Origin of the sequence: Flavobacterium sharifuzzamanii (assembly GCF_003254585.1) — a bacterium.
Taxonomy (GTDB): Bacteria; Bacteroidota; Bacteroidia; order Flavobacteriales; family Flavobacteriaceae; genus Flavobacterium; species Flavobacterium sharifuzzamanii.
In genome coordinates, this window is sequence record NZ_QJGZ01000039.1 from 387,882 (window position 1) to 408,096 (window position 20,215).

Genomic DNA, 20,215 nt, shown 5'->3' on the forward strand with positions numbered 1-20,215 from the left:
GATTCTACAATCCATCATATAAATCTTCAGAAAATCTTCCCTAATGAAACTTACCAAGACTTTTAAAGCCTTTTTTGAAAACGAAAAATCGGGAGGAATTATCCTGCTCTTTGTCACGATTTTATCTCTTTATCTTGCGAACTCTTCCATTCAAGTTCCATACGTTGCTTTTTGGGAAAAAGAGGTTGCGGGTCATTCTATAACCCATTGGATCAATGACGGACTGATGACTATTTTCTTCCTTTTGATCGGATTGGAGTTGGAACGCGAGATTTATCATGGTGAATTATCCAATATTAAAAATGCTTCTCTGCCAATTATGGCCGCTTTTGGCGGAATGCTGGTTCCTGCCGCAATCTTTCTGGCTTTAAATTATGGAACGACCACACAGAACGGAGCCGGAATTCCAATGGCTACCGATATTGCTTTCGCAATCGGAATTTTATCCCTTTTAGGAAATAGAGTTCCAACTTCGCTAAAAGTCTTTTTAACTGCTTTGGCGGTTATCGACGATTTGGGAGCCATAATTGTTATTGCCGTTTTCTACACTACATCAATTTCGTTTTTGAATCTAGGAATCGCACTTGGAATTTGGGGCTTATTATTTATCTTAAATAGAATGAAGATTCATAATCTGATTCCATACTTAATTGGCGGAGCAATAATGTGGTATTTTATGCTTAATTCAGGAGTTCATGCAACCATTACGGGAGTTATTCTAGCATTTGTAATTCCGTTTGGAGATGGCGGAGAAAAAACCTCATCGTATAGATTACAGCATTTTTTACATCAGCCAGTTGCTTTTTTTATTCTGCCGCTGTTTGCAATTGCAAATACCGCTATAACTATCACAGAAAACTGGCATGAAGGTCTTAATCATGTTAACACATACGGAATCATTCTTGGCCTCGTGGTTGGTAAACCGCTCGGAATTTTACTTTTCTCTTCTGTTGGTGTAACTGCAGGTTTATGCACTTTGCCGAAAAACTTAAAATGGGCACATATTTTAGGTGCAGGAATGCTCGGCGGAATTGGGTTTACTATGTCAATATTCATTACGGTTCTTGCCTTCAAAAATCCTGAAGTTATAGTTTTTTCTAAAATAGCCATTCTTATTGCTTCTTTAGTAGCAGGTTTAGCAGGTTTCTTGTACTTGAAATATATCCTCAATAAAAAACCAAAATGAATATGACAATTTGTAACAAATTGAGCTATTTTTTCTATTTATCTTTTCTGGGTTTGATCGTTATATCCTGCAATAAGAAAACCGAAACAACAGCAGAACAAAAGCCAGAAAATGCAATTTCTGTGACTAACGCTAAAAATCTTGTTTCTGTTAAAGATTCTATTTCGGGAACTTATAATTCTAAAACCGAAGACTGTAATATCTCGTTGATTATTTCTAAAAATCAAAAAGATTACCATTACATCTTTACAACTAAAAATAGAACATTAAAAGGAAAAGCTATTTTCTCTCAAAATAGTTCTGGCGAAAAATTTATTTCCTTAGAAGGAATTAAATGGGATGAATACGAAGGTGATATCAGCAATGAAGAAAACGATTCGATTCCTGCAAAAGAGTTAAAAATACCTGTTGGAATCGATGCTTTGTATGTAAAAGATACTCTTACAATTCAGAATTATGGCAATGCGATGAATTCGTATACTAAGATTTCTGAATGTGGGTTGAAGTATATTCAACTAATAAAGAAATAAATTCCAAAATATTTTAAATTCCAAATTCCAAGCTATTCGATAATATCTGTCATTCTGAGGAACGAAGAATCACACAAGTAAGTTGATAACGATTGACGATTTTGAATGTGGAGTTTCTAGTGTGATTCTTCGTTCCTCAGAATGACAAAACTAGCATTAACTTTATAAAACAAAAAATTCCAAACTCCATTTTAAAATTGGAATTTGGAATTTTTAATATTAGAATTTCTTTAAAAACCTAACCTTTAATTTGTTTCAAAGAAGTCTTAATTCCTTTAATTAATGACGAACTGAAACCATTGTGTTCCATTTCATTTAAACCGACAATCGTACAGCCTTGAGGTGTCGTTACACGGTCGATTAATTGTTCTGGGTGCACTCGTTCTTCAAGAAGCATTTTTGCTGCTCCTTTTACCGTTTGAGCGGCAATTGCAAGAGCAGTGTTAGAATCAAATCCAATTTCGATTCCTGCTTGCATAGAAGCGCGAATATAACGCAATGCATACGCAGTTCCGCACGCGCCTAAAACAGTCGCTGCATCCATTAATTTTTCATCGATTACAGGAGCAGTTCCTAAATCTTGAAATAAGTCGACAACTGGTGAAGCATTTGCTGCATATTTTTCAGGGAAAGAAATACAAGTTGCCGATTCTCCAAACTGTGCCGCAATATTTGGCATAATGCGAACAACTGGATATTCAAAATTTGTTTTGGTTTGAAGCATATCCAAAGACAATCCGCTTACAGCAGAAGCAATTGTTTTATTCTGGATAACTGGCAGAATTTCGGCCAAAACAGTATCTACTTGATAGGGTTTTATAGTTAAAATTACAACATCAGCTTCCTCGATGTTGTGTTTATTATCGTTAGAAACAGTAATTCCGTACTCAGATAAATATTGAATACTTGCAGTGTTTCTTCTTGTGACAGTAACTTGGTTGTTTTTCGAGAATTTAGCAATTCCTAAGGCAATAGAAACCCCAAGGTTTCCTCCTCCAATAATGTGTACTTTCATTTTGGTTTGGCTTTAATTTATTTCTGATTGGTAAACAGCATTTTGCGCTTGCAAATTACGCAGATTTTAGAGATTTTAAATCACTGCAAAAAGCTAATTTGTGGCAAAAATTTAGAATCCGAGAATCAGATTTGCTACTCCAAAGTATAACATGATTCCGAATACGTCGTTGGTCGTTGTAATAAACGGACCTGTAGCAATTGCGGGATCAATTTTGTTTTTGTTCAAGAAAAGCGGCACTAAAGTCCCCAAAGTGGCAGCAAACAAAATCACGACAATCATCGAAATTGAAATGGCAAACCCAACTAAATATTGCTGATACATGATAGAATGATAACACAATAAAAGAAATGAAATGATACTTCCAGAAATCATCGAAACGGTAATTTCTTTGGTAAAATAACCACGGCTAAAATCTTTCAGCGTTCCATTTGCCAAACCTTGTACAACGATTGCCGAAGCCTGAACGCCAATATTTCCTGCAGTTGCAGAAAGTAACGGCACAAATATGATTAATGTAGAATATTTTTGGAATGTTGCTTCGTTGCCTTTCAAAACAAAAGACGCAACAATTTCGATCACCATTCCGATCAAAAGCCAAGGCAGACGCGCTTTTGTCAATTCATAAACGCTGTCATTCGACTCAACATCTTGCGTAATACCGGCAGCTAACTGGTAATCTTTGTCGGCTTCTTCCTTGATTACGTCTACAATGTCGTCAATAGTAATTCTCCCAACTAATCGCCCTAACTCATCAACAACAGGAATTGCCTCTAAGTCGTATTTCTGCATGATACGAGCGACTTCAACATCTTCCGTATCAACATTTACAAAATTTAATTTTCGGATATAGACTTCGCCAATCTGAGTTTTAGTTGAAGAAGTTAGTAAATCTTTAAGTGAAAGTCTTCCTTTAAGTCTATTTTCATCATCCACTACATAAATAGAATGTACTCTAGATACATTTTCTGCCTGAATTCTCATTTCTTTAACGCAGGTCAAAACGTTCCAGTTTTCATTCACTTTTACAAGCTCTTTCCCCATTAGACCACCAGCCGTGTTTTCGTCGTAACGCAAAAGATCAACAATGTCTTTGGCGTGTTCAACGTCTAATATTTCAGAGATTACTTCCGCTTTGATTTCCTGCGAAAGTTCTGCGATAATATCGGCAGCGTCATTGGTTTCTAGCTCGTCAAGCTCTTCTGCGATTTCCTTTGGTGAAAGTCGGCTTAAGATATTTTCACGCAGATCTTCTTCCAATTCAAGAAGAATTTCAGCTGTTTTATCACTATCTAAAACCTTAAAGATATAGGTTGCCTCGTCGAAATCTAATTCGTCTAAAATTTCGGCAATATCAGCATGGTGCAGATCATTAAGTAAAACTTCTAATTCGCTGTCGTTTTTCTTGTTGATCAGCTCCTCTAGCTGCTGTATAAATTCTTTACTAACTTTGAACTCCATCGGTTTCTATTTTTAGAGTTAGTTCAATAAATTCATCGACGCTAAGCTGCTCTGGACGTTTATCAAAGATAGTGTCTTCTCGCAAATTGTCTGATAAATTTAATGTTTTCAAACTGTTACGTAATGTTTTTCGTCTCTGCTGAAAAGCGGTTTTTACAACTGTAAAAAATAACTTTTCGCTGCAAGGAAGACTGTAATCTTCCTTTCGGGTCATTCTCATCACACCCGATTTAACCTTGGGCGGAGGAATAAAAACGTTTTCATTAACCGTAAACAGGTACTCTGTATCATAGAAAGCCTGGGCTAAAACTGATAGTATTCCGTATGTTTTTGAGCCTTTCTTTTCGCAGATGCGTTCGGCTACTTCTTTCTGGAACATTCCCGAAAATTCAGGAATCTGATGTTTAAGATCTAATGTCCTAAAAACAATCTGAGAAGAAATATTGTACGGAAAGTTTCCAATTATGGCAAACTGTTTGTCTTGGTAAACTTCATTTATATTATACTTCAGGAAATCCTGAGAAATAATCTTGTCTTTTAATTTTGGATAATGTGCATCCAAATACGCTACTGATTCGGTATCGATCTCAATAACGTGTGTGGTAATTGGCTTTTCAAGTAAATATTTAGTAAGCACACCCATTCCTGGTCCTATTTCTAAAACCTCATCATATCCTTTAAGAGTCAAAGTATCCGCAATAGCTTTTGCGACGCTTTCGTCTTTAAGAAAGTGCTGTCCTAAATGTTTTTTTGCTTTTACTTTTTCCATTTCATTTCTTGTTTGCCACCAGGCTGCAAAAGTATTCTTTTTTTGCCACAATCCCGATAACTATCGGGACAAAGACACAAAGATTTAATTTCTTTTGACTGAATACTAATTACTGAAAACTGGACACTAAATATTAATGCTCCGAAATAACTTCCAATTCTGTTCTAAAAGAAAGCATTTTATCAGCAAATAAGCCTAATGCTTCTCTATGAAATTCTGGTTCATCTTCGATATAAAACTTCTCCAGAGTTTCTTTGCTGTCTGTTATATACTGTACAGAATAAGTAATACCGCCCATTTCTTCTTCTACGAGAACTTTTACAATTCGTGCTGAAGAAAATTTATTAGTAGCCAGAATTTCTGGTATGTGCTTTTCCTGCATCCATTTTAACCATTGGTCATGAACGCTTTCATGTATGTTTGTGGTAACGTTGTAAATAATCATTTTTTCTAAGGTTCTGAGATGCTATCCCGATAGCTATCGGGACTAAGGTTCTGAGGTTTCTCTCGAAACTCAAAACAATCTCATTATTAATTCTTTTCTCTTTGGAATTTGGAATTTAAAAATTGGAATTTTATAAATTCTTATCCCCTCTTAACTCTCGGTATTTTTTTCTGGCATCAACAAAGTAAATACTGTCTTGATGATTAAAAATTACCTTTTCATATAAAGGCTTCGCCTTTTCTATATCTTTTAACTCGTCGTTGTAGATTTCTGCTGAGAAAAACAATGCTTCATCAACATAAATTCCGACACTGTGATTGTCAATGATTTGCTGATATTGGCTTAAAGCCGAAGCAAAATCTTTCTGACTTTCGTACACTTTTCCTAAACGAAGCAAAGTTACGGCTTCTATTTCCTGACCTTTATAAGTCTTTAAAATATTCTGAAACTGTGTAATCGCTTCTTGTTTTTTATTCTGATAGATTAAAAAATCTCCCTTTGCAAATGCTTTTAAAGCAACTTGAGTCGAATCTGCAGCGGTATTATCATTAATTAAAAGAAAATATTCTAAAGCATCATTGGCGATTAACTGCGTATTGGCCGCTTTTAATTCTTTAAATTGTTTATTTGCCCATTCAAAATCACCTTTATAATAACTTGTTTTTGCTGCTTTCAAACTGGCTTCGTGTGCCATTACATCATTTTTCAAGTCCAATTGAATTTGCGAATAATAAATCAGCGCCTGATTGTACTTTTCTTCTAAAAGCAAAATATCGGCCAACTCCATTTTAGCGTCAGCTTTTTGATATTCGTTTAGATTTAATTCTAAAGCCTTTTTGATTACTGCCTTTCCTTCTTCTGTCTTTTTCAAATTAAAAGCCAGAAAATGCGCTTGAATGATTTGCAAAGATAAGGTAAAAGGACTGATTTCGTAAGTAGCCAGCAATTGCTTCAATTCCTGATCGATTAACGGATAGTCTTTTTCCTGTGCATTATCAATCTTTATTTGCATTAAATAAGCATTCGACTGAATCAGCAAACCTAAATCTTTGGTGTTTTGAAGAATGAAATTCAGGATTTCAACAGCTGTTTCGTCATCGTTTTCATTCATCGCAAACTGACTCAAATTGACAATGCTCATCAACGATTCTGGCTCGCGTTTGTAAATGGCTTTTTCCTGAATAAAGGCTTTTCCGAATTCTTTCTGCTGTACATAGAACCAGCTTAAATAATGATTCCAGAAAACGTCTTGATCTTTTTGGGTTCTTAAGATTAATGCTTTTCGCATTGCATCTTTAAAAGCCGTATTATCGGTTTCGCCATTCATGAATCTTGACAATTGCGTCTGAATCAAATTGGTGTTCTGCGGATTTGTAAAAGATTCTGTCAATAACAAATCAATCATTAAATCGGTTTTACCCAACTGTCCGTACAGCATTCCGATTTGAAAATTAAAATTGAAATTGGGTTGAATCTGCATTGCAGTCTGATACGCTTTTAAAGCATATTCTAGCAATACTTTTTTCTCAAAAGAACTTGCAACTCCGTAAACATCATTCGGATTGACCTTTATTTTCTCGATTGCCTGTTCGTAATAATTTTTGGCTTTTGCGTCGTTTTTCTGTAATTGAAAATTATACCCTAATTCAACCAAGAAAACACCTTGTTTGTAGCGGTTGTAACGATCTTGAATTGCTTTTTCAGCATTGGCAAACTGCTGTAACTGCTGATAACAATCAATCGTTCTTAAAAAATACTGCGTGTTAGAGGGCGCATTTTTCAAAAGCTCTTCATAACTGATTTTAGCTTTATCAAAATCACCTTTATCGTAATAATATTGTGCCAGCTGCTCGTTTTGTCCAAACGCAAAACCAGAACATAACAAAACGATACCAATCAATATGTTTCTCATATTTTTTAAGTTTTCAGTCGCAGTTCTCAGTCTAAGTTTAACTGTAAACTTGGACTTTTTTAGTTTTCAGTCGCGGTTTTCAGTCTTGTTAAAACTGTAAACTGTCACTGCCCACTGAGACTTTCTTAGTTTTCCAAAAAATCAGAGCTAAACCAATTAAAATAAATGGGATACTTAAAATCTGTCCCATATTAATCAGCATATTATTTTCAAAAGCTTCTTGATTTTCTTTAAAAAATTCAATTATAAAACGAGCTGTAAACAATAAAGTTAAGAAAGTTCCAAAGATTAATCCTTGTGCATTTCTAATTTTTTCTGATTTGTACATATAAAACAGAATTCCGAAAATCAGCAAATAAGCAAAAGCTTCATACAATTGTGTTGGATGCCTCGGAATCAAATCATCTCTTTGAAAAACTACTCCCCAATTTCCGTTGGTTGGTTTTCCATAGATTTCAGAATTCATAAAATTTCCCAATCTGATAAATGTACCCGTTACAGGAACTGCAACAGCCATCTTATCTAAAAGTTCTAAAAAATGCACTTTGTATTTTCGGCAATATAAAATCATTGCCGTAAGCACTCCAATAGAACCTCCGTGACTTGCCAAACCTTGATAACCCACAAATTGATAAACTCCTTTTATTTTCTGAATCGGCAAAAGGATTTCTATCGGATGTTTGAAGAAATACTCAGGTTCGTAAAAGAAACAATGTCCAAGTCTCGCACCCAAAACGGTCCCGACTATTACATAAATCAATAAACTATCGAGATTGTCTAGCGAAAGATTTTCTTTCTTATAAATATTTCTAACAATATAAAAGCCCAAAAGAAGTCCGCAGGCAAAAAGAGCTCCGTAATATTTTAAAGGAAAACTATCTGTAATCCAGAAAATAACAGGATCTACGTTCCAGTTTAAAATTCCATTCATCATACTCCGTTTTTTAATTTCTATAAATTAAGAAAACCTAACAGGTTTTAAAAGCCTGTTAGGTTTGTATCTTAAAAACTATATTTTTTTTAGTTTATAATATCAAATCCACAGTACGGACGTAAAACTTCTGGTATTACGATTCCTTCTGGGGTTTGGTAATTTTCAATAATTCCGGCTAAAACTCTAGGAAGCGCTAATGAACTTCCGTTAAGTGTGTGCGCAAGCTGATTTTTTCCGTCTTTATCTTTGAAACGTAATTTCAAGCGGTTTGCCTGGAAAGTTTCAAAATTAGAAACAGAACTAATTTCTAACCAACGGTCTTGTGCTGTAGAAAACACTTCAAAATCGTAAGTCAAAGCAGATGTGAATCCCATATCACCACCGCAAAGACGTAACACTCTGTAAGGTAATTTCAATTCTTTTAAAATACCTTTTACATGTTCTACCATTCCGTCAAGTGCTGCATAAGAATTATCAGGATGCTCGATACGAACAATTTCTACTTTATCAAATTGGTGCAAACGATTTAATCCACGAACGTGTGCTCCATAAGAACCTGCTTCACGACGGAAACATGGCGTATACGCAGTTTGTAAAACTGGTAATTCGCTTTCGTTCAAAATTACATCGCGGAATAAGTTAGTTACTGGAACCTCTGCCGTTGGAATCAAATATAAATCATCAATTCCAGCGTGATACATCTGTCCTTCTTTATCTGGCAATTGTCCTGTTCCGTACCCAGAAGCTTCATTTACCAAATGCGGCACCTGAACTTCGTTGTATCCTGCAGCTGTATTTTTGTCTAAAAAGTAGTTGATCAAAGCACGTTGAAGCTTTGCTCCTTTTCCTTTGTAAACAGGAAATCCTGCTCCAGTAATTTTTACACCCAATTCAAAATCGATGATATCGTATTTCTTCACCAATTCCCAGTGAGGCTGTGCACCTTCATGCAAAGCTGGAATATCTCCTTCTTGAAAAACATTCAAATTATCGTCTGGCGTTTTTCCTTCAGGAACAATATCTGCTGGAAGGTTTGGTAATGTGTATAATTTATTCGTCAACTCAACAGCCAAAGCTTCTGCTTTTTCGCTCAGTTCTTTGCTTTTTTCTTTTAGTGAAACTGTTTTTTCTTTTAAGATGGCTGCTTTAGCTTTCTCTCCAGCTTTCATCAATTCACCAATATCTTTGGACAATTTATTAGATTCTGATAAAGTATTGTCTAATTCCACCTGTGCAGCACGACGATTTTCGTCTAATTGAACCACCTCTTCAACAACGCTTTTAGCATCGATATTTCGTTTTGCTAAAGCTTTGATTACTTTCTCTTGATTTTCTCTAATAAATGCAATTTGTAACATAGCTTGATTTTTATAACTATTGTATTTTTTATAACGGAAGCAAATTTAAGGAAATGTTTGTTAACATTAGGTCAAAGTTTTGCAGTAAAACCGAAATCTCCTATAAACAGCAAAAGCACTATAAAAGTGCCCTTGATGTTATTTGGATTTTTTTGGATTTTATTCCAAAAAACGAAGTCTGTCATCTCTATGAAAAGCGTATTCTCGTCCGTTATACTTTATTTTTTCTAATTCTTTTTTAATTTTCAAATCACTTTTTTCTTCAATACCATTTTCTAAATCATTTTCTACGGCTTCTTCATAAGAAAAGTTTTTGGTAATAATTAAGTCAAAATAACCGTTTGTTTTATCATTAGAAAAACTCATACCTGTTTCTAAAGTTTCAATTTGAAAAGTACCACTTCCGTTAGAATCTCCATTGGTCAATCGAATTGGGTATTCGTATAAAACCTTTTTTATTTCCTTATCGGCCAGAGTTATTAATGTAAATTTCTTCTCCGAATATAAAACAATTCGGCTGCTTGCACTGGCCTCGGTATAAAAAGCAATTGCTGGAGTAGTTTCGTTTAGGAAAACTAGATCTTTCAAAATATGAGATTTCGAAAACTGAATAGCTTCATTATCATAATAACCTAAATTATCGTCAAATTCTTCGGCGATTACGCTTCCATCTTCACGATTTACAAATAAGTATTTACGCTGAAAATAGTTTCCCAGCTCATTATCATTATCATTAGTTGTGAATGCTTTTTTGTCGTGCGAAACAGTTGTCAAGACAAAAAAAACGATTTGGTCGTCATAATTGATAGAACTTGTTTCATTAATTTTAATATCTGAATATTTGATTTTGAGATTTGCTGCCACTTTAGAAAGCAGCTGAAGATTCATTTCTTTTGAGTCTTCAATTTCATCCAGATTTTTAAAAATGAGTTTTTTTACTTGTTTCTTGTTAAAACCAAGTTCTGTATCGGCTTGCGAAAGAAGTTCCTGATCCTGAACCTCAGCGGTGTCTTGAGCTTTTTCATTCTTCCCGCAGGAAAACAAAAACATCAAAACGCCACATAAAAGAATCGTTTTTTTCATAGGCTTTGATTTATTAGATATTAGGGCATTCCAAATATATAATTTTCTTACAAACCTCAGCAAAAAAACAAAAATTTAATCTCTCTTAATTTCGTGTCCTACAAACTCTTCCAGTGTTTTAAACATTTCTTCAACCGAAAGCACTTCTGTATCAGGATGCGATTTTAAAAATGCAGCATTCAATTCGGCCAGATTTTCGTCCAAGTCAAAATAAGCGTTGTTATTCAGCAAATCCTTGAAAGCGTTCGGAGCATCATATTTCTCTTTCAGAAATTTCCCTAGTTTGATATTGCTCTGCAATCGCAATTTGCGGCATTGTTCTTTAAACAATTCCAAATGCTTTTCGGCACCAATCAAAGCTAAACCTTCTTCTATTAGTTCATTAAGTTCTTTATTCCATCCTGAATCATGAACAAATTTCGAAAAATTTCCTTCCGCATATTTCGAAGTATAAAAATCTAAATAATAACTCATTAAAGCATCTTCGTGAATTAAATCATCGTCTATTTTTTCTTCACGCATTAAATTGATCACCGAAATATTCGAATTTACAACATCTTGAGGATTTGCGCTGTTGGCTGCCGTTTCTGAAATAATGATTTTACCGAATTCCATTTGAGTTTTTATTTAAAATATTGTTTTGCAAAGTTGGGAGAAATAATTGAATCTTCCTTTTCAAACTTGGTTAATTTGCGTTATTTTTTATGCTGTTTAACCTACAAAATAGTCTTTTTGACGTAAAATACAATTTTTCTAGCTTTTCTGCGTTTGTCCTTACAATCTTTAACACAAATGCGCGTTATCAATATAAATTAAAAAGTTGATCAAAAATTGATTACCTTTAAGCAACCATTTATAAAAAAGCATATCTGTTTAAGAAATAAGACTTTGCAACAAAGTTTTCCTAGCTAAAACCAAAAACATGAAACAGATCTTACTACTATTTAGCATCCTGCTTTTGCTGGCCAGCTGTGACAATGATGAATTGCCACAGTCTGATGTTCCGTTTGCATTAGTGGGTAAAGGAGATTCTTTTTCGAATGGCCAAAGCATTGCTCAAAGACATTTGGTGATTAAAGACGCTAAAACTTGGAATAACTTTAAAAAAGAAATGAACATCACTAGCGATGTAGCAAAAGATTTTAAAGAAACCAATATTGATTTTACCCAATATCAAGTTATCGCTGTAATTGATAAAACACAACCCAACGACGGACATTCCATCGATATTGTAGAAATGACCGAAAACCGCAATACTATAATTGTAAAAGTCGAAAAGCTGGAAAATGGTAATCTTACTAAGAAATCATCCAAACCTTACGATATTGTAAAAACAGCAAAAACAGACAAAAAAGTGGTTTTTGAGCAATAATCTTTTGTAAGTTTTCTAACTATTCAATATTAAACAATCTCAAAATATAAGAGAGTTCATAAACTATAAAAAGCACTGCTAGAATAGCGTGAAACTTTTTATTATCTATTTTCATTGCTATCAAACATAAAATAATATGGCTTATAACTCGAACATAGTATTCGTTTTGGTTGTATAGAAAATAGTCTCCACCTTTAATCGCAGTATCGATTATATCTGCTCCAAAACTTATTGCCAAAACCGAAAAGAACCATTTTTTTCTGGAATAAAAATAATCTTCGTATCCCGTGTAATCTACTAAATCGTCGGGATAAAGAATCGCACATAGCAAATAATAAATCAAGATATAGCAGATAATAAAAAAATAATCTGCAAAATACCACTCGTGAATTAGTTTTAAGTTAAACTCCCACCACCAGAAGTGAATAAGCATCAGAAATACATAAAATACCCATAAAGCATGCACAAAATAAAACTTCTTTCGCCCAGGATGCTGGATAAAAATTACAGAACCTTTTATGAGATGCGTTAGACTCAAACCCAAAATAATCCCGATAATTGATTTGACATGTGTAAGTTCTTCCATAAATAAATATTTTATTTATAATGAACTAAAATTACTTTATTTACTTCAAAATAAAATGTTTGCATATTGATTTTTAACTTCTTACAATTCTAATCTCGACTTGTTTTTTGATTTGACAAACGAACTTTTAATAAAAAAGTAATATTAAAATAACCATGAAAAGCAAAACCTATTCATGAAATACAATAATAAACAGTAATTTTAGTCCATTCAAACTCCGTTTAGCAGTAAAAACAGAAAAGTATGAGTCAAAGAAAAGTATTAGAATATTACGTTTTAGACGTATTCTCAAACGAGAGCTACAAAGGAAACCCGCTTTCTGTAGTTTTTACAGATGGAAATCTAAAACTAGAAACCTATCAGAATATTTCTAGAGAATTTCGCTATTCTGAAACCTCATTTGTCTATTATTCTACAAGAGAAAAATCGCTTGTAGTACGTTCGTTTACTCCAACAGGAATCGAAATCGATGGTGCAGGTCATAATTTATTAGGCGCAGTCTGCGGTGCTCTTCTAAAAGGGCTTCCTATTTTTGATGAGCAAAATGAAAGTGAGCCTTTTGTAATTATGAAACATTCGGCAATTCCAGTAACGGTAAATTTTGATTTGGATAATTTTTCTCCAGTTGTTCAAATGCATCAAAAATCGGCTGTTATCAAACAAGAAATCCCAACGTACAAAATTGCAGTAGCGCTGGGCTTAAAAATTGAAGATTTGGATGTAAATGCTTTTGTGCCAACAATTGTTAAAACAGAAGTTGCACATACAATGGTTCCTATAAAAAACAGTCAAATACTTAACAGTTTTGTTCCCGACAATCAGCTTTTAATTGAAATCTCAAAAGAATACGATTTTGAAGGATTTTATTGTTTCACTCCAGCTGAAGAAGGTCTAGATCATATAATAGAAACAAGATTTTTTAATCCCATAATCGGAATTAATGAAGATCCGGCAACAGGAACCGCAGCGGGACCTTTAATTGGCTTTTTAACGCAAAAGAAATTCACTAAATCAGATAAAGAATATAAAATTCTTCAAGGTGTAAAATTAAAGCAGCCTTCAATGATTGAAGTTATGAATCGTGAAGAAGATATTTTAGTCGGTGGTTCTTCGATTATAACGATGAAAGGAGAGCTTTATATATAAAAAAAAGCCGCATTTTGAAGATGCGGCTTTTTGTATTTTATTTCTTAATTTCCTGTGGCAAAGTTTTTTTCTGCTCTTTCTGCTCTGGCGGAATTCGCTTTTTCAGAAACAAAATCTGACCTAAATGACTCGATTGATGTTCCATAACGTGAAACCAGCAATATTGATTGGTCATATCATATTTTAATTGAACTTCGGCAAACCAAGCATCGTCTCTTTTCTTTAATTCTTCAATGGTTTTTGCTCTTACTTCATTATAAATATCTAAATAATATTGAATCGGATGTCCTTTAAACTCGTCTCGTCCACCTTGATCAAGATTTAAAGCGTTGTTCCAAATTTTCTTTTCTTCTTCATTAAAATCTCTGTTTTCAAAAGTAAAAACCTGATAATATTTTTCGGCTGCGGCCAAATGCATCACCAAAGCTCCAATTCGATTTGCTTCCTCATCATGAAGATAATCAATTTCATATTGACTCATATTTTTCACCGTTCTTTCTACACGAGCTTTTAAATCTTCGAGCATCGAAATCATATCAGCTATTTTTGGAGAAGCACCTTCAACATTTCCAATTCTTGCTTGTGGACGTGGCTTAATTCCAGTTCCTTCCAATAATATGCTACTTTTACCGTCAATACTTGATTTATCAGAAGTGATTTTATATTCCTTAACTTTAACTATTGCATCTTTTGATGTTCCTAAACTCCATTTCGGAATATCTCCATTTTTTACAGGAGTTTCAAAACTTGAATTTAAAACTGTAAAAGGCTCAAAAACTCCTTTATCATTTTCAATCAATAATTCAAATTTATCAAAATAGAATTTTCCATTATTAAGACACAAACCGCCAAAACTTAACGATTTACTGTTTGCATCTAATGTTCCTTCTACCGTATAAGAATTCCATTCTTTAGATTTTATCGGCCGATCTTGCATGTTATCAAAAAAGCCTTCTTCATCGTTTTTAGTATCGACACGCGCCCAAACTCCCGCCCACGCATTTGGCTCTGAAGTTTCAACTTTAACTGAAGCTATTACTTTAAATTTCTTCTTGACTTTAGTCTGAATATCAATTGTTTGATTGAAAGATGTCCAATCACTAGAAATTACTTTTTGTGTTTGAGCATAACTTATACTGAAAAACAAAAACAACAGTGGTATTATTAGTTTTTTCATTTTTGGAAAATTAATGTTACTGTAAATGTAATATTGTTTTCCTAAGTAATAACTTACTTTTCAAAAAAAGCTTCATAAAAAAACCGCATCAGGCAGGATGCGGTTTAAAATATTTAAAACTAAAAAAACTTCTTAGTTCGTTTTCATTGGCGGTAAATCGAACGCTTTTGAATCGTGTTCGAAGTTGTTTCTGTGTGCTCCATCGCAAAATGGTTTGTTTGAAGAATGTCCGCAACGGCAAAGACCAAGTGCTTGTCTTCCTTGTAAACCGTAAAGTGTTCCTTCTGGATCCATGATTTCAAAATCTCCTTCAATTTTGATTGATCCGTTTTTATTGATGATTAATTTTGTCTTGCTCATAAACTTGTTTTTTTCGGATGCAAAGATTGCGAAATATATCTTTATTTATAAGCTTCGAACGTAGTTTAAACTGGTTCTATTTTATGTGGGTTTCCGAAGAGATACACGCACAATCTTGTCATCCTGACGAACGAAGAATCAGACACGTAACTACACATTAAATGTCCACCAATCCTTGTCGAATTTCTAGTGTGATCCTTCGTAACTCAGGATGACAAACGGAACGGTTACTCTAAAGTTTTATAAATAAAATTCTTAAACTTCACACTTCCTTTTCCAATCGAACAAAGACCAATTCTTAATCCCAAAAATCCGCTTAATACATTATGATTGTATCCTGAAACTTCAACTGAATTCTCAATTTTCTTCCAATCTTTTCCGTCTAAACTGTAAAACATATCAACTGTATTTTTAATGTTTTTCAGTTTAAGAAAGACTTTTCGCGTATGCGTATTTTTCTGTGTTGGAAATTGCCAACCTCTCAAATTTGCCAAAATATTATTCTGATCGGCTAATATTCCAGAGTAATATCTATTATCGTAAAAAAGCGTTAATCCGCCTACTGCATTGCCTTCAATTTCCATTTCAACTTCGGCGGAATAAGAATGTCCGCCCGGAACAATTACAAGCGGAGAACTGTTTCCTACTCCATCGCCTTTTCCTTCAATAGTCAAAGTGTTATTAGCCACTTTAAATCTTGAAGCTTCTACTCCACTATAAAATTTCCATTGCGGTTTAAGAGCCGAACCTCCAAAATTGTCACTCAGAGAAAATTCAGGAAGCGTTTTGCCTTCTGGTTTAGCAATTGGTTTATCGGTCTGAATGTTATCTGGAATTTTATACCAGCCGTCTTTTGTCCATTCAACAGGTTGCAATAAAGTCTGACGTCCTAAGTTGTAATAATCCTTTTCGTAACCATGAAAAATCATCCACCATTTTCCGTTTGCATCTTCAAAAACAGTGCTATGTCCTTTCGACCACCACGTTTCAGAACTGCTATTGGTTCTCACAATCGGATTATGAGGCGAGTTTTCCCAAGGGCCAAGCGGCGATTTTGATCTTGCCGAAATTACCATATGACTTGTTGCTGGACCCGCAGTTCCACCTTCGGCAACGGTTAAATAATAATATTCACCTCGTTTAAACAATTTTGGTCCTTCCATGCAAAAACATTCAATGCTCCATTCGCGCGGAATTTTCCATCCATCATAAACATGTTTTAATTCACTTGTTACCGAAAGTCCGTCTTTTGATAACGCCACATAACCTCCGTTGCTAAAATATAAGAATCGGTTTCCTTTATCATCAGTAACATGTCCAGGATCAATATTTCCGATTTTTAAATCCACAGGTTCGCTCCACGGACCATTGATAGAATCTGCTGTAACGACAAAATTGGTGTTATTGGCAGGAAAATAGATGTAATATTTATTGTTGTACTTAATTAGATCGGGCGCCCAAACAGCTCCAACATATTTATGAAGCGCATTGGTTACAGGTTCCCAATTCATTAAATCGGTCGAATGCCAAATTAAAAGTCCAGGATAATAATCGAAAGAAGAATGCACAACATAATAATCTTTTCCGTCGCGCAACAAACTCGGATCGGGATAATCGCCCGCAAAAATTGGATTTGAGTATTGGTTTTGTTTTAGACTTTTTTCTGGTTGTGATTGAGAATAACCGTAAAGCGAAAACAGTATTAAAAAGGTTAGATATATTTTATTCATGTTTTTGATATTTTTTTCAAATATAGTCAAAAAGACTATAAGATATAATTAGCCACAGATTAAAAGGATTAGAAATGATTTTTAAATTGCGTCCAGCTTTAGCTGGATGTAATAATAGACATAACAAAATGGCTTTAGCCAAAAATGATCATGTTTGGCTAAAGCCCTGCCACTTCATATTGCATAACCTCCAGCTAAAGCTGGAGACAATTGACATTTCAAACTAAAATCTTTTTAATCCTTTTATCCCGATAGCTATCGGGAGTGACTAAATAAAAACTTAGCCAATCTTTGTCGAGCTACTTGCGAAGATTTCTCCTTACGTCGAAATGACAATATTGAGGAAAAACTCTGTGAATCTTTGTGGAATCCTCTGCGAATCTCTGTGAAAATAAAAGTGAATCTCCACGTAATATTAAAATCTCAATTCTATTGCTTATTTTTGCACTCAATAAAATTGAGTTATGACACAGAATCCAAAGAGATATACTATCACAGCAGCATTACCTTATACTAATGGACCAATCCACATTGGACATTTGGCGGGAGTTTACGTGCCTGCAGATATATATTCGAGATATTTAAGATTGCAAGGAAAAGATGTAGCATTTATCTGCGGAAGCGATGAACACGGAGTTGCAATTTCGATGAAAGCTAAAAAAGAAGGAATTACACCACAGGAAGTTATTGATAAATATGATGGAATTATCCGCAAATCGTTTGAAGATTTCGGGATTTCATTTAACAATTATTCTAGAACTTCGGCAAAAATTCATCATGATACGGCTTCGGAATTCTTTAGGACTTTGTATGATAAAGGCGATTTTATTGAAGAAGTTACAGAGCAATTGTACGATGCAAAAGCAAATCAGTTTTTAGCAGATCGTTTTGTTGTGGGAACTTGTCCAAAATGTGGTAATGATGGAGCTTACGGAGATCAGTGCGAAAATTGCGGATCTACTTTGAACGCGACTGATTTAATTAACCCAAAATCGACTATTACAGGAGAAACTCCTATTCTTAAAGAAACAAAACACTGGTTTTTACCTTTAGACCGTTATTCTGATTTCTTAACAGAATGGATTTTAGTTGGTCATAAAAACGACTGGAAAACCAACGTTTATGGACAAGTAAAATCTTGGATCGATGCAGGATTAGAGCCTCGCGCCGTAACACGTGACCTTGATTGGGGAATTGATGTTCCTGTTGAAGGTGCTGAAGGCAAAAAACTTTATGTTTGGTTTGATGCGCCTATCGGTTACATTTCTTCTACTAAAGAATGGGCAGCGCGCGAAGGAAAAGATTGGGAACCGTATTGGAAAGATGAAGAAACGAAATTGGTTCACTTTATCGGGAAAGATAATATCGTTTTTCACTGTATCATTTTCCCAGCGATGTTAAAAGCTGAAGGAAGCTACATTTTACCAGACAACGTTCCTGCAAATGAGTTTTTGAACTTGGAAGGAAACAAACTTTCGACTTCTAAAAACTGGGCAGTTTGGTTACACGAATATTTAGAAGAGTTTCCAGACAAGCAAGATGTTCTCCGTTATGCTTTAACATCAAACGCTCCTGAAACAAAAGATAACGATTTTACTTGGAAAGATTTCCAAGCTAGAAATAACAACGAATTGGTTGCCGTTTTCGGAAACTTCGTAAATCGTGTTGTGGTTTTAACCAACAAATATTACGATGGTGTTATCCCGACTCTGAACGAATTTACAGAAGTTGACGAACAAACTTTAGCAGAATTAAAAGCGTATCCAGCTGTGATTTCAAGTTCGGTGGAACGTTACAGATTCCGTGAAGCTTTGGGCGAATTGATGAATGTTGCGCGTTTAGGAAATAAATACCTTGCAGACGAAGAGCCTTGGAAAGTCATGAAAGACAATCCAGAGCGTGTAAAAACTCAAATGTATGTGGCATTGCAAATTGCTGCAGCGTTGAGCGTTTTGGCTGAGCCATTTTTACCTTTTACGGCTGCGAAACTTTCTAAAATCTTGAATTTAGCTGACCTTAAAGAGCACTTTGCAGGTTTCAGTAAATTCTTGAAAGAGAAAGATCGTGATGCAAAAGATATTTTCCTTGATAAAACTTTAGGTTGGAATGATATTTCTGAAACTTCAGATTTACTTCCGGCAGGACATAAAATTGGCGAGGCAGAATTACTTTTCGCTAAAATTGAAGACGAAGAAATACAAAAACAAATAGACAAATTGGAAGCGACAAAAACCGCAAATATTGCTGAAAACAAACAAGCAGAACCACAAAAAGATTTAATTCAGTTTGAGGACTTTGCGAAAATGGATATTCGTATCGGAACTATTTTGGAGGCTGAAAAAATGCCAAAAGCAAACAAACTTTTAGTTCTTAAAGTAGATACAGGAATTGATGTTCGTACAATTGTTTCGGGAATTGCTGAAAGTTTTTCGCCAGAAGAAATCATCGGAAAACGTGTTTCTGTATTAGCAAACCTTGCTCCAAGAGCTTTACGCGGTGTTGAAAGTCAAGGAATGATCTTAATGACAACAAATGCTGAAGGAAAACTGGTTTTTGTAAATCCAGATGCTGATGCACCAAATGGAGCTACGGTAAACTAAAGTTCTTTCAAAAAATCGAAATATTAAAAACATGAGAAATTTCTCATGTTTTTTTTTCTTTTATATAAGTTTATAATTTGTAAGTTTGAACCGACAAAAAACCTTACAAATAATATTGAAACTTTATTAAAAGTTAAAATAAGCGAACTCTCGCCATGATGACCCTATGGAAACTCGGGAAAATCTATCTGTAAGGATATTTTGTCACATCTAAAGCGAGAGTTTCGTGCGTTTAATATTTTCGTATATGACAAAAGAAAATCAAAAACCGACACACCACGATGTAATGCCATCGATGGCAAAATTTCTTTCAGACTTATGGTTTGAAGGCGATTTTAGAGAACAACCCTATTATCTGTCTGAAATTTTCAGGCGAATTCTTGAAACAGATTTAGGAGATGACAAAGAGCTAAGATCCAAAATGATGGAATGCATCAAAACCAGTGAAATGCTTGCTGAAACACTCGAACCGTTTTCGGATAAACAAATTCAGAAAGCTTGTAGTAAAATTTTAGCTGCTTAAAACAACAAAAAAGCGTGAACCGATTACT

General features: G+C 34.4%; 19 protein-coding genes. 6 read left to right on the forward strand and 13 right to left on the reverse strand.

Annotated elements, in window-relative coordinates; translation table 11 throughout:
* Positions 1 to 43 precede the first annotated feature (43 nt).
* Positions 44 to 1,186, forward strand: a complete 1,143-nt coding sequence (gene nhaA, locus DMA14_RS14455; RefSeq protein WP_111425313.1) for a Na+/H+ antiporter NhaA — start codon at positions 44 to 46, stop codon at positions 1,184 to 1,186.
* 2 nt (positions 1,187 to 1,188) lie between these two features.
* Entirely contained in the window at positions 1,189 to 1,716 is a 528-nt protein-coding gene (locus DMA14_RS14460) for a hypothetical protein (protein ID WP_111425451.1), read from the forward strand.
* Positions 1,717 to 1,954: 238 nt separating this feature from the next.
* Here DMA14_RS14460 and proC read toward each other — a convergent pair whose 3' ends face one another.
* The 9 genes from proC to DMA14_RS14505 form a co-directional block, all read right to left on the reverse strand.
* Entirely contained in the window at positions 1,955 to 2,731 is a 777-nt protein-coding gene (gene proC / locus DMA14_RS14465) for a pyrroline-5-carboxylate reductase (protein WP_111425314.1), read from the reverse strand.
* Between the two features lie 111 nt (positions 2,732 to 2,842).
* Positions 2,843 to 4,192 carry a magnesium transporter gene (mgtE, locus tag DMA14_RS14470; protein WP_111425315.1) on the reverse strand — a complete coding sequence of 450 codons (1,350 nt, stop codon included), beginning with the start codon at positions 4,190 to 4,192 and terminating at the stop codon, positions 2,843 to 2,845.
* Positions 4,176 to 4,961 (reverse strand): 16S rRNA (adenine(1518)-N(6)/adenine(1519)-N(6))-dimethyltransferase RsmA, encoded by a 786-nt coding sequence (gene rsmA, locus DMA14_RS14475; protein ID WP_111425452.1) that lies wholly within the window; start codon positions 4,959 to 4,961, stop codon positions 4,176 to 4,178. Before rsmA ends, mgtE begins: the two co-directional genes overlap by 17 nt.
* Positions 4,962 to 5,094: 133 nt before the next feature.
* Complete coding sequence (locus tag DMA14_RS14480; RefSeq protein WP_008465514.1) at positions 5,095 to 5,406, reverse strand: DUF4286 family protein; 312 nt, start codon at positions 5,404 to 5,406, stop codon at positions 5,095 to 5,097.
* A 130-nt stretch (positions 5,407 to 5,536) separates the two neighbouring features.
* On the reverse strand, positions 5,537 to 7,318 hold the full coding sequence (locus tag DMA14_RS14485; protein ID WP_111425316.1) for a tetratricopeptide repeat protein: 1,782 nt from the start codon (positions 7,316 to 7,318) through the stop codon (positions 5,537 to 5,539).
* A gap of 88 nt (positions 7,319 to 7,406) precedes the next feature.
* Positions 7,407 to 8,252 carry a prolipoprotein diacylglyceryl transferase gene (lgt, locus tag DMA14_RS14490; protein WP_111425317.1) on the reverse strand — a complete coding sequence of 282 codons (846 nt, stop codon included), beginning with the start codon at positions 8,250 to 8,252 and terminating at the stop codon, positions 7,407 to 7,409.
* Between the two features lie 86 nt (positions 8,253 to 8,338).
* Positions 8,339 to 9,610 carry a serine--tRNA ligase gene (gene serS / locus DMA14_RS14495; RefSeq protein WP_008465517.1) on the reverse strand — a complete coding sequence of 424 codons (1,272 nt, stop codon included), beginning with the start codon at positions 9,608 to 9,610 and terminating at the stop codon, positions 8,339 to 8,341.
* Positions 9,611 to 9,769: 159 nt separating this feature from the next.
* Positions 9,770 to 10,693: a hypothetical protein gene (locus DMA14_RS14500; protein ID WP_111425318.1), complete on the reverse strand. Its 924-nt coding sequence runs from the start codon at positions 10,691 to 10,693 to the stop codon at positions 9,770 to 9,772.
* Positions 10,694 to 10,768: 75 nt separating this feature from the next.
* Entirely contained in the window at positions 10,769 to 11,308 is a 540-nt protein-coding gene (locus tag DMA14_RS14505; protein WP_111425319.1) for a DMP19 family protein, read from the reverse strand.
* A 307-nt stretch (positions 11,309 to 11,615) separates the two neighbouring features.
* Here DMA14_RS14505 and DMA14_RS14510 point away from each other — a divergent pair, with 307 nt between their 5' ends.
* Positions 11,616 to 12,065 (forward strand): protease complex subunit PrcB family protein, encoded by a 450-nt coding sequence (locus DMA14_RS14510; RefSeq protein WP_111425320.1) that lies wholly within the window; start codon positions 11,616 to 11,618, stop codon positions 12,063 to 12,065.
* 19 nt (positions 12,066 to 12,084) lie between these two features.
* Here DMA14_RS14510 and DMA14_RS14515 read toward each other — a convergent pair whose 3' ends face one another.
* Entirely contained in the window at positions 12,085 to 12,651 is a 567-nt protein-coding gene (locus DMA14_RS14515; protein WP_111425321.1) for a hypothetical protein, read from the reverse strand.
* A 243-nt stretch (positions 12,652 to 12,894) separates the two neighbouring features.
* Between DMA14_RS14515 and DMA14_RS14520 the strand changes: the two genes are divergently transcribed.
* Complete coding sequence (locus DMA14_RS14520) at positions 12,895 to 13,797, forward strand: PhzF family phenazine biosynthesis protein (protein WP_111425322.1); 903 nt, start codon at positions 12,895 to 12,897, stop codon at positions 13,795 to 13,797.
* A gap of 37 nt (positions 13,798 to 13,834) precedes the next feature.
* Here the strand turns inward: DMA14_RS14520 and DMA14_RS14525 are convergent, their stop codons facing one another.
* From DMA14_RS14525 to DMA14_RS14535, 3 genes are all read right to left on the reverse strand, one after another.
* Positions 13,835 to 14,974 (reverse strand): DinB family protein, encoded by a 1,140-nt coding sequence (locus DMA14_RS14525; RefSeq protein WP_111425323.1) that lies wholly within the window; start codon positions 14,972 to 14,974, stop codon positions 13,835 to 13,837.
* 132 nt (positions 14,975 to 15,106) lie between these two features.
* Positions 15,107 to 15,334, reverse strand: coding sequence for a CDGSH iron-sulfur domain-containing protein (locus DMA14_RS14530; RefSeq protein ID WP_111368922.1), 228 nt, complete (start codon positions 15,332 to 15,334; stop codon positions 15,107 to 15,109).
* A gap of 227 nt (positions 15,335 to 15,561) precedes the next feature.
* Positions 15,562 to 17,064, reverse strand: coding sequence for a family 43 glycosylhydrolase (locus DMA14_RS14535; protein ID WP_111425324.1), 1,503 nt, complete (start codon positions 17,062 to 17,064; stop codon positions 15,562 to 15,564).
* A gap of 464 nt (positions 17,065 to 17,528) precedes the next feature.
* Between DMA14_RS14535 and metG the strand changes: the two genes are divergently transcribed.
* Together metG and DMA14_RS14545 are read left to right on the forward strand one after the other, a co-directional pair.
* Positions 17,529 to 19,664, forward strand: coding sequence for a methionine--tRNA ligase (gene metG, locus DMA14_RS14540; RefSeq protein WP_111425325.1), 2,136 nt, complete (start codon positions 17,529 to 17,531; stop codon positions 19,662 to 19,664).
* 247 nt (positions 19,665 to 19,911) lie between these two features.
* The gene (locus DMA14_RS14545; RefSeq protein ID WP_111425326.1) at positions 19,912 to 20,187 is read left to right on the forward strand and encodes a hypothetical protein; all 276 of its coding nucleotides are present in this window, start codon (positions 19,912 to 19,914) and stop codon (positions 20,185 to 20,187) included.
* Positions 20,188 to 20,215: the final 28 nt, after the last annotated feature.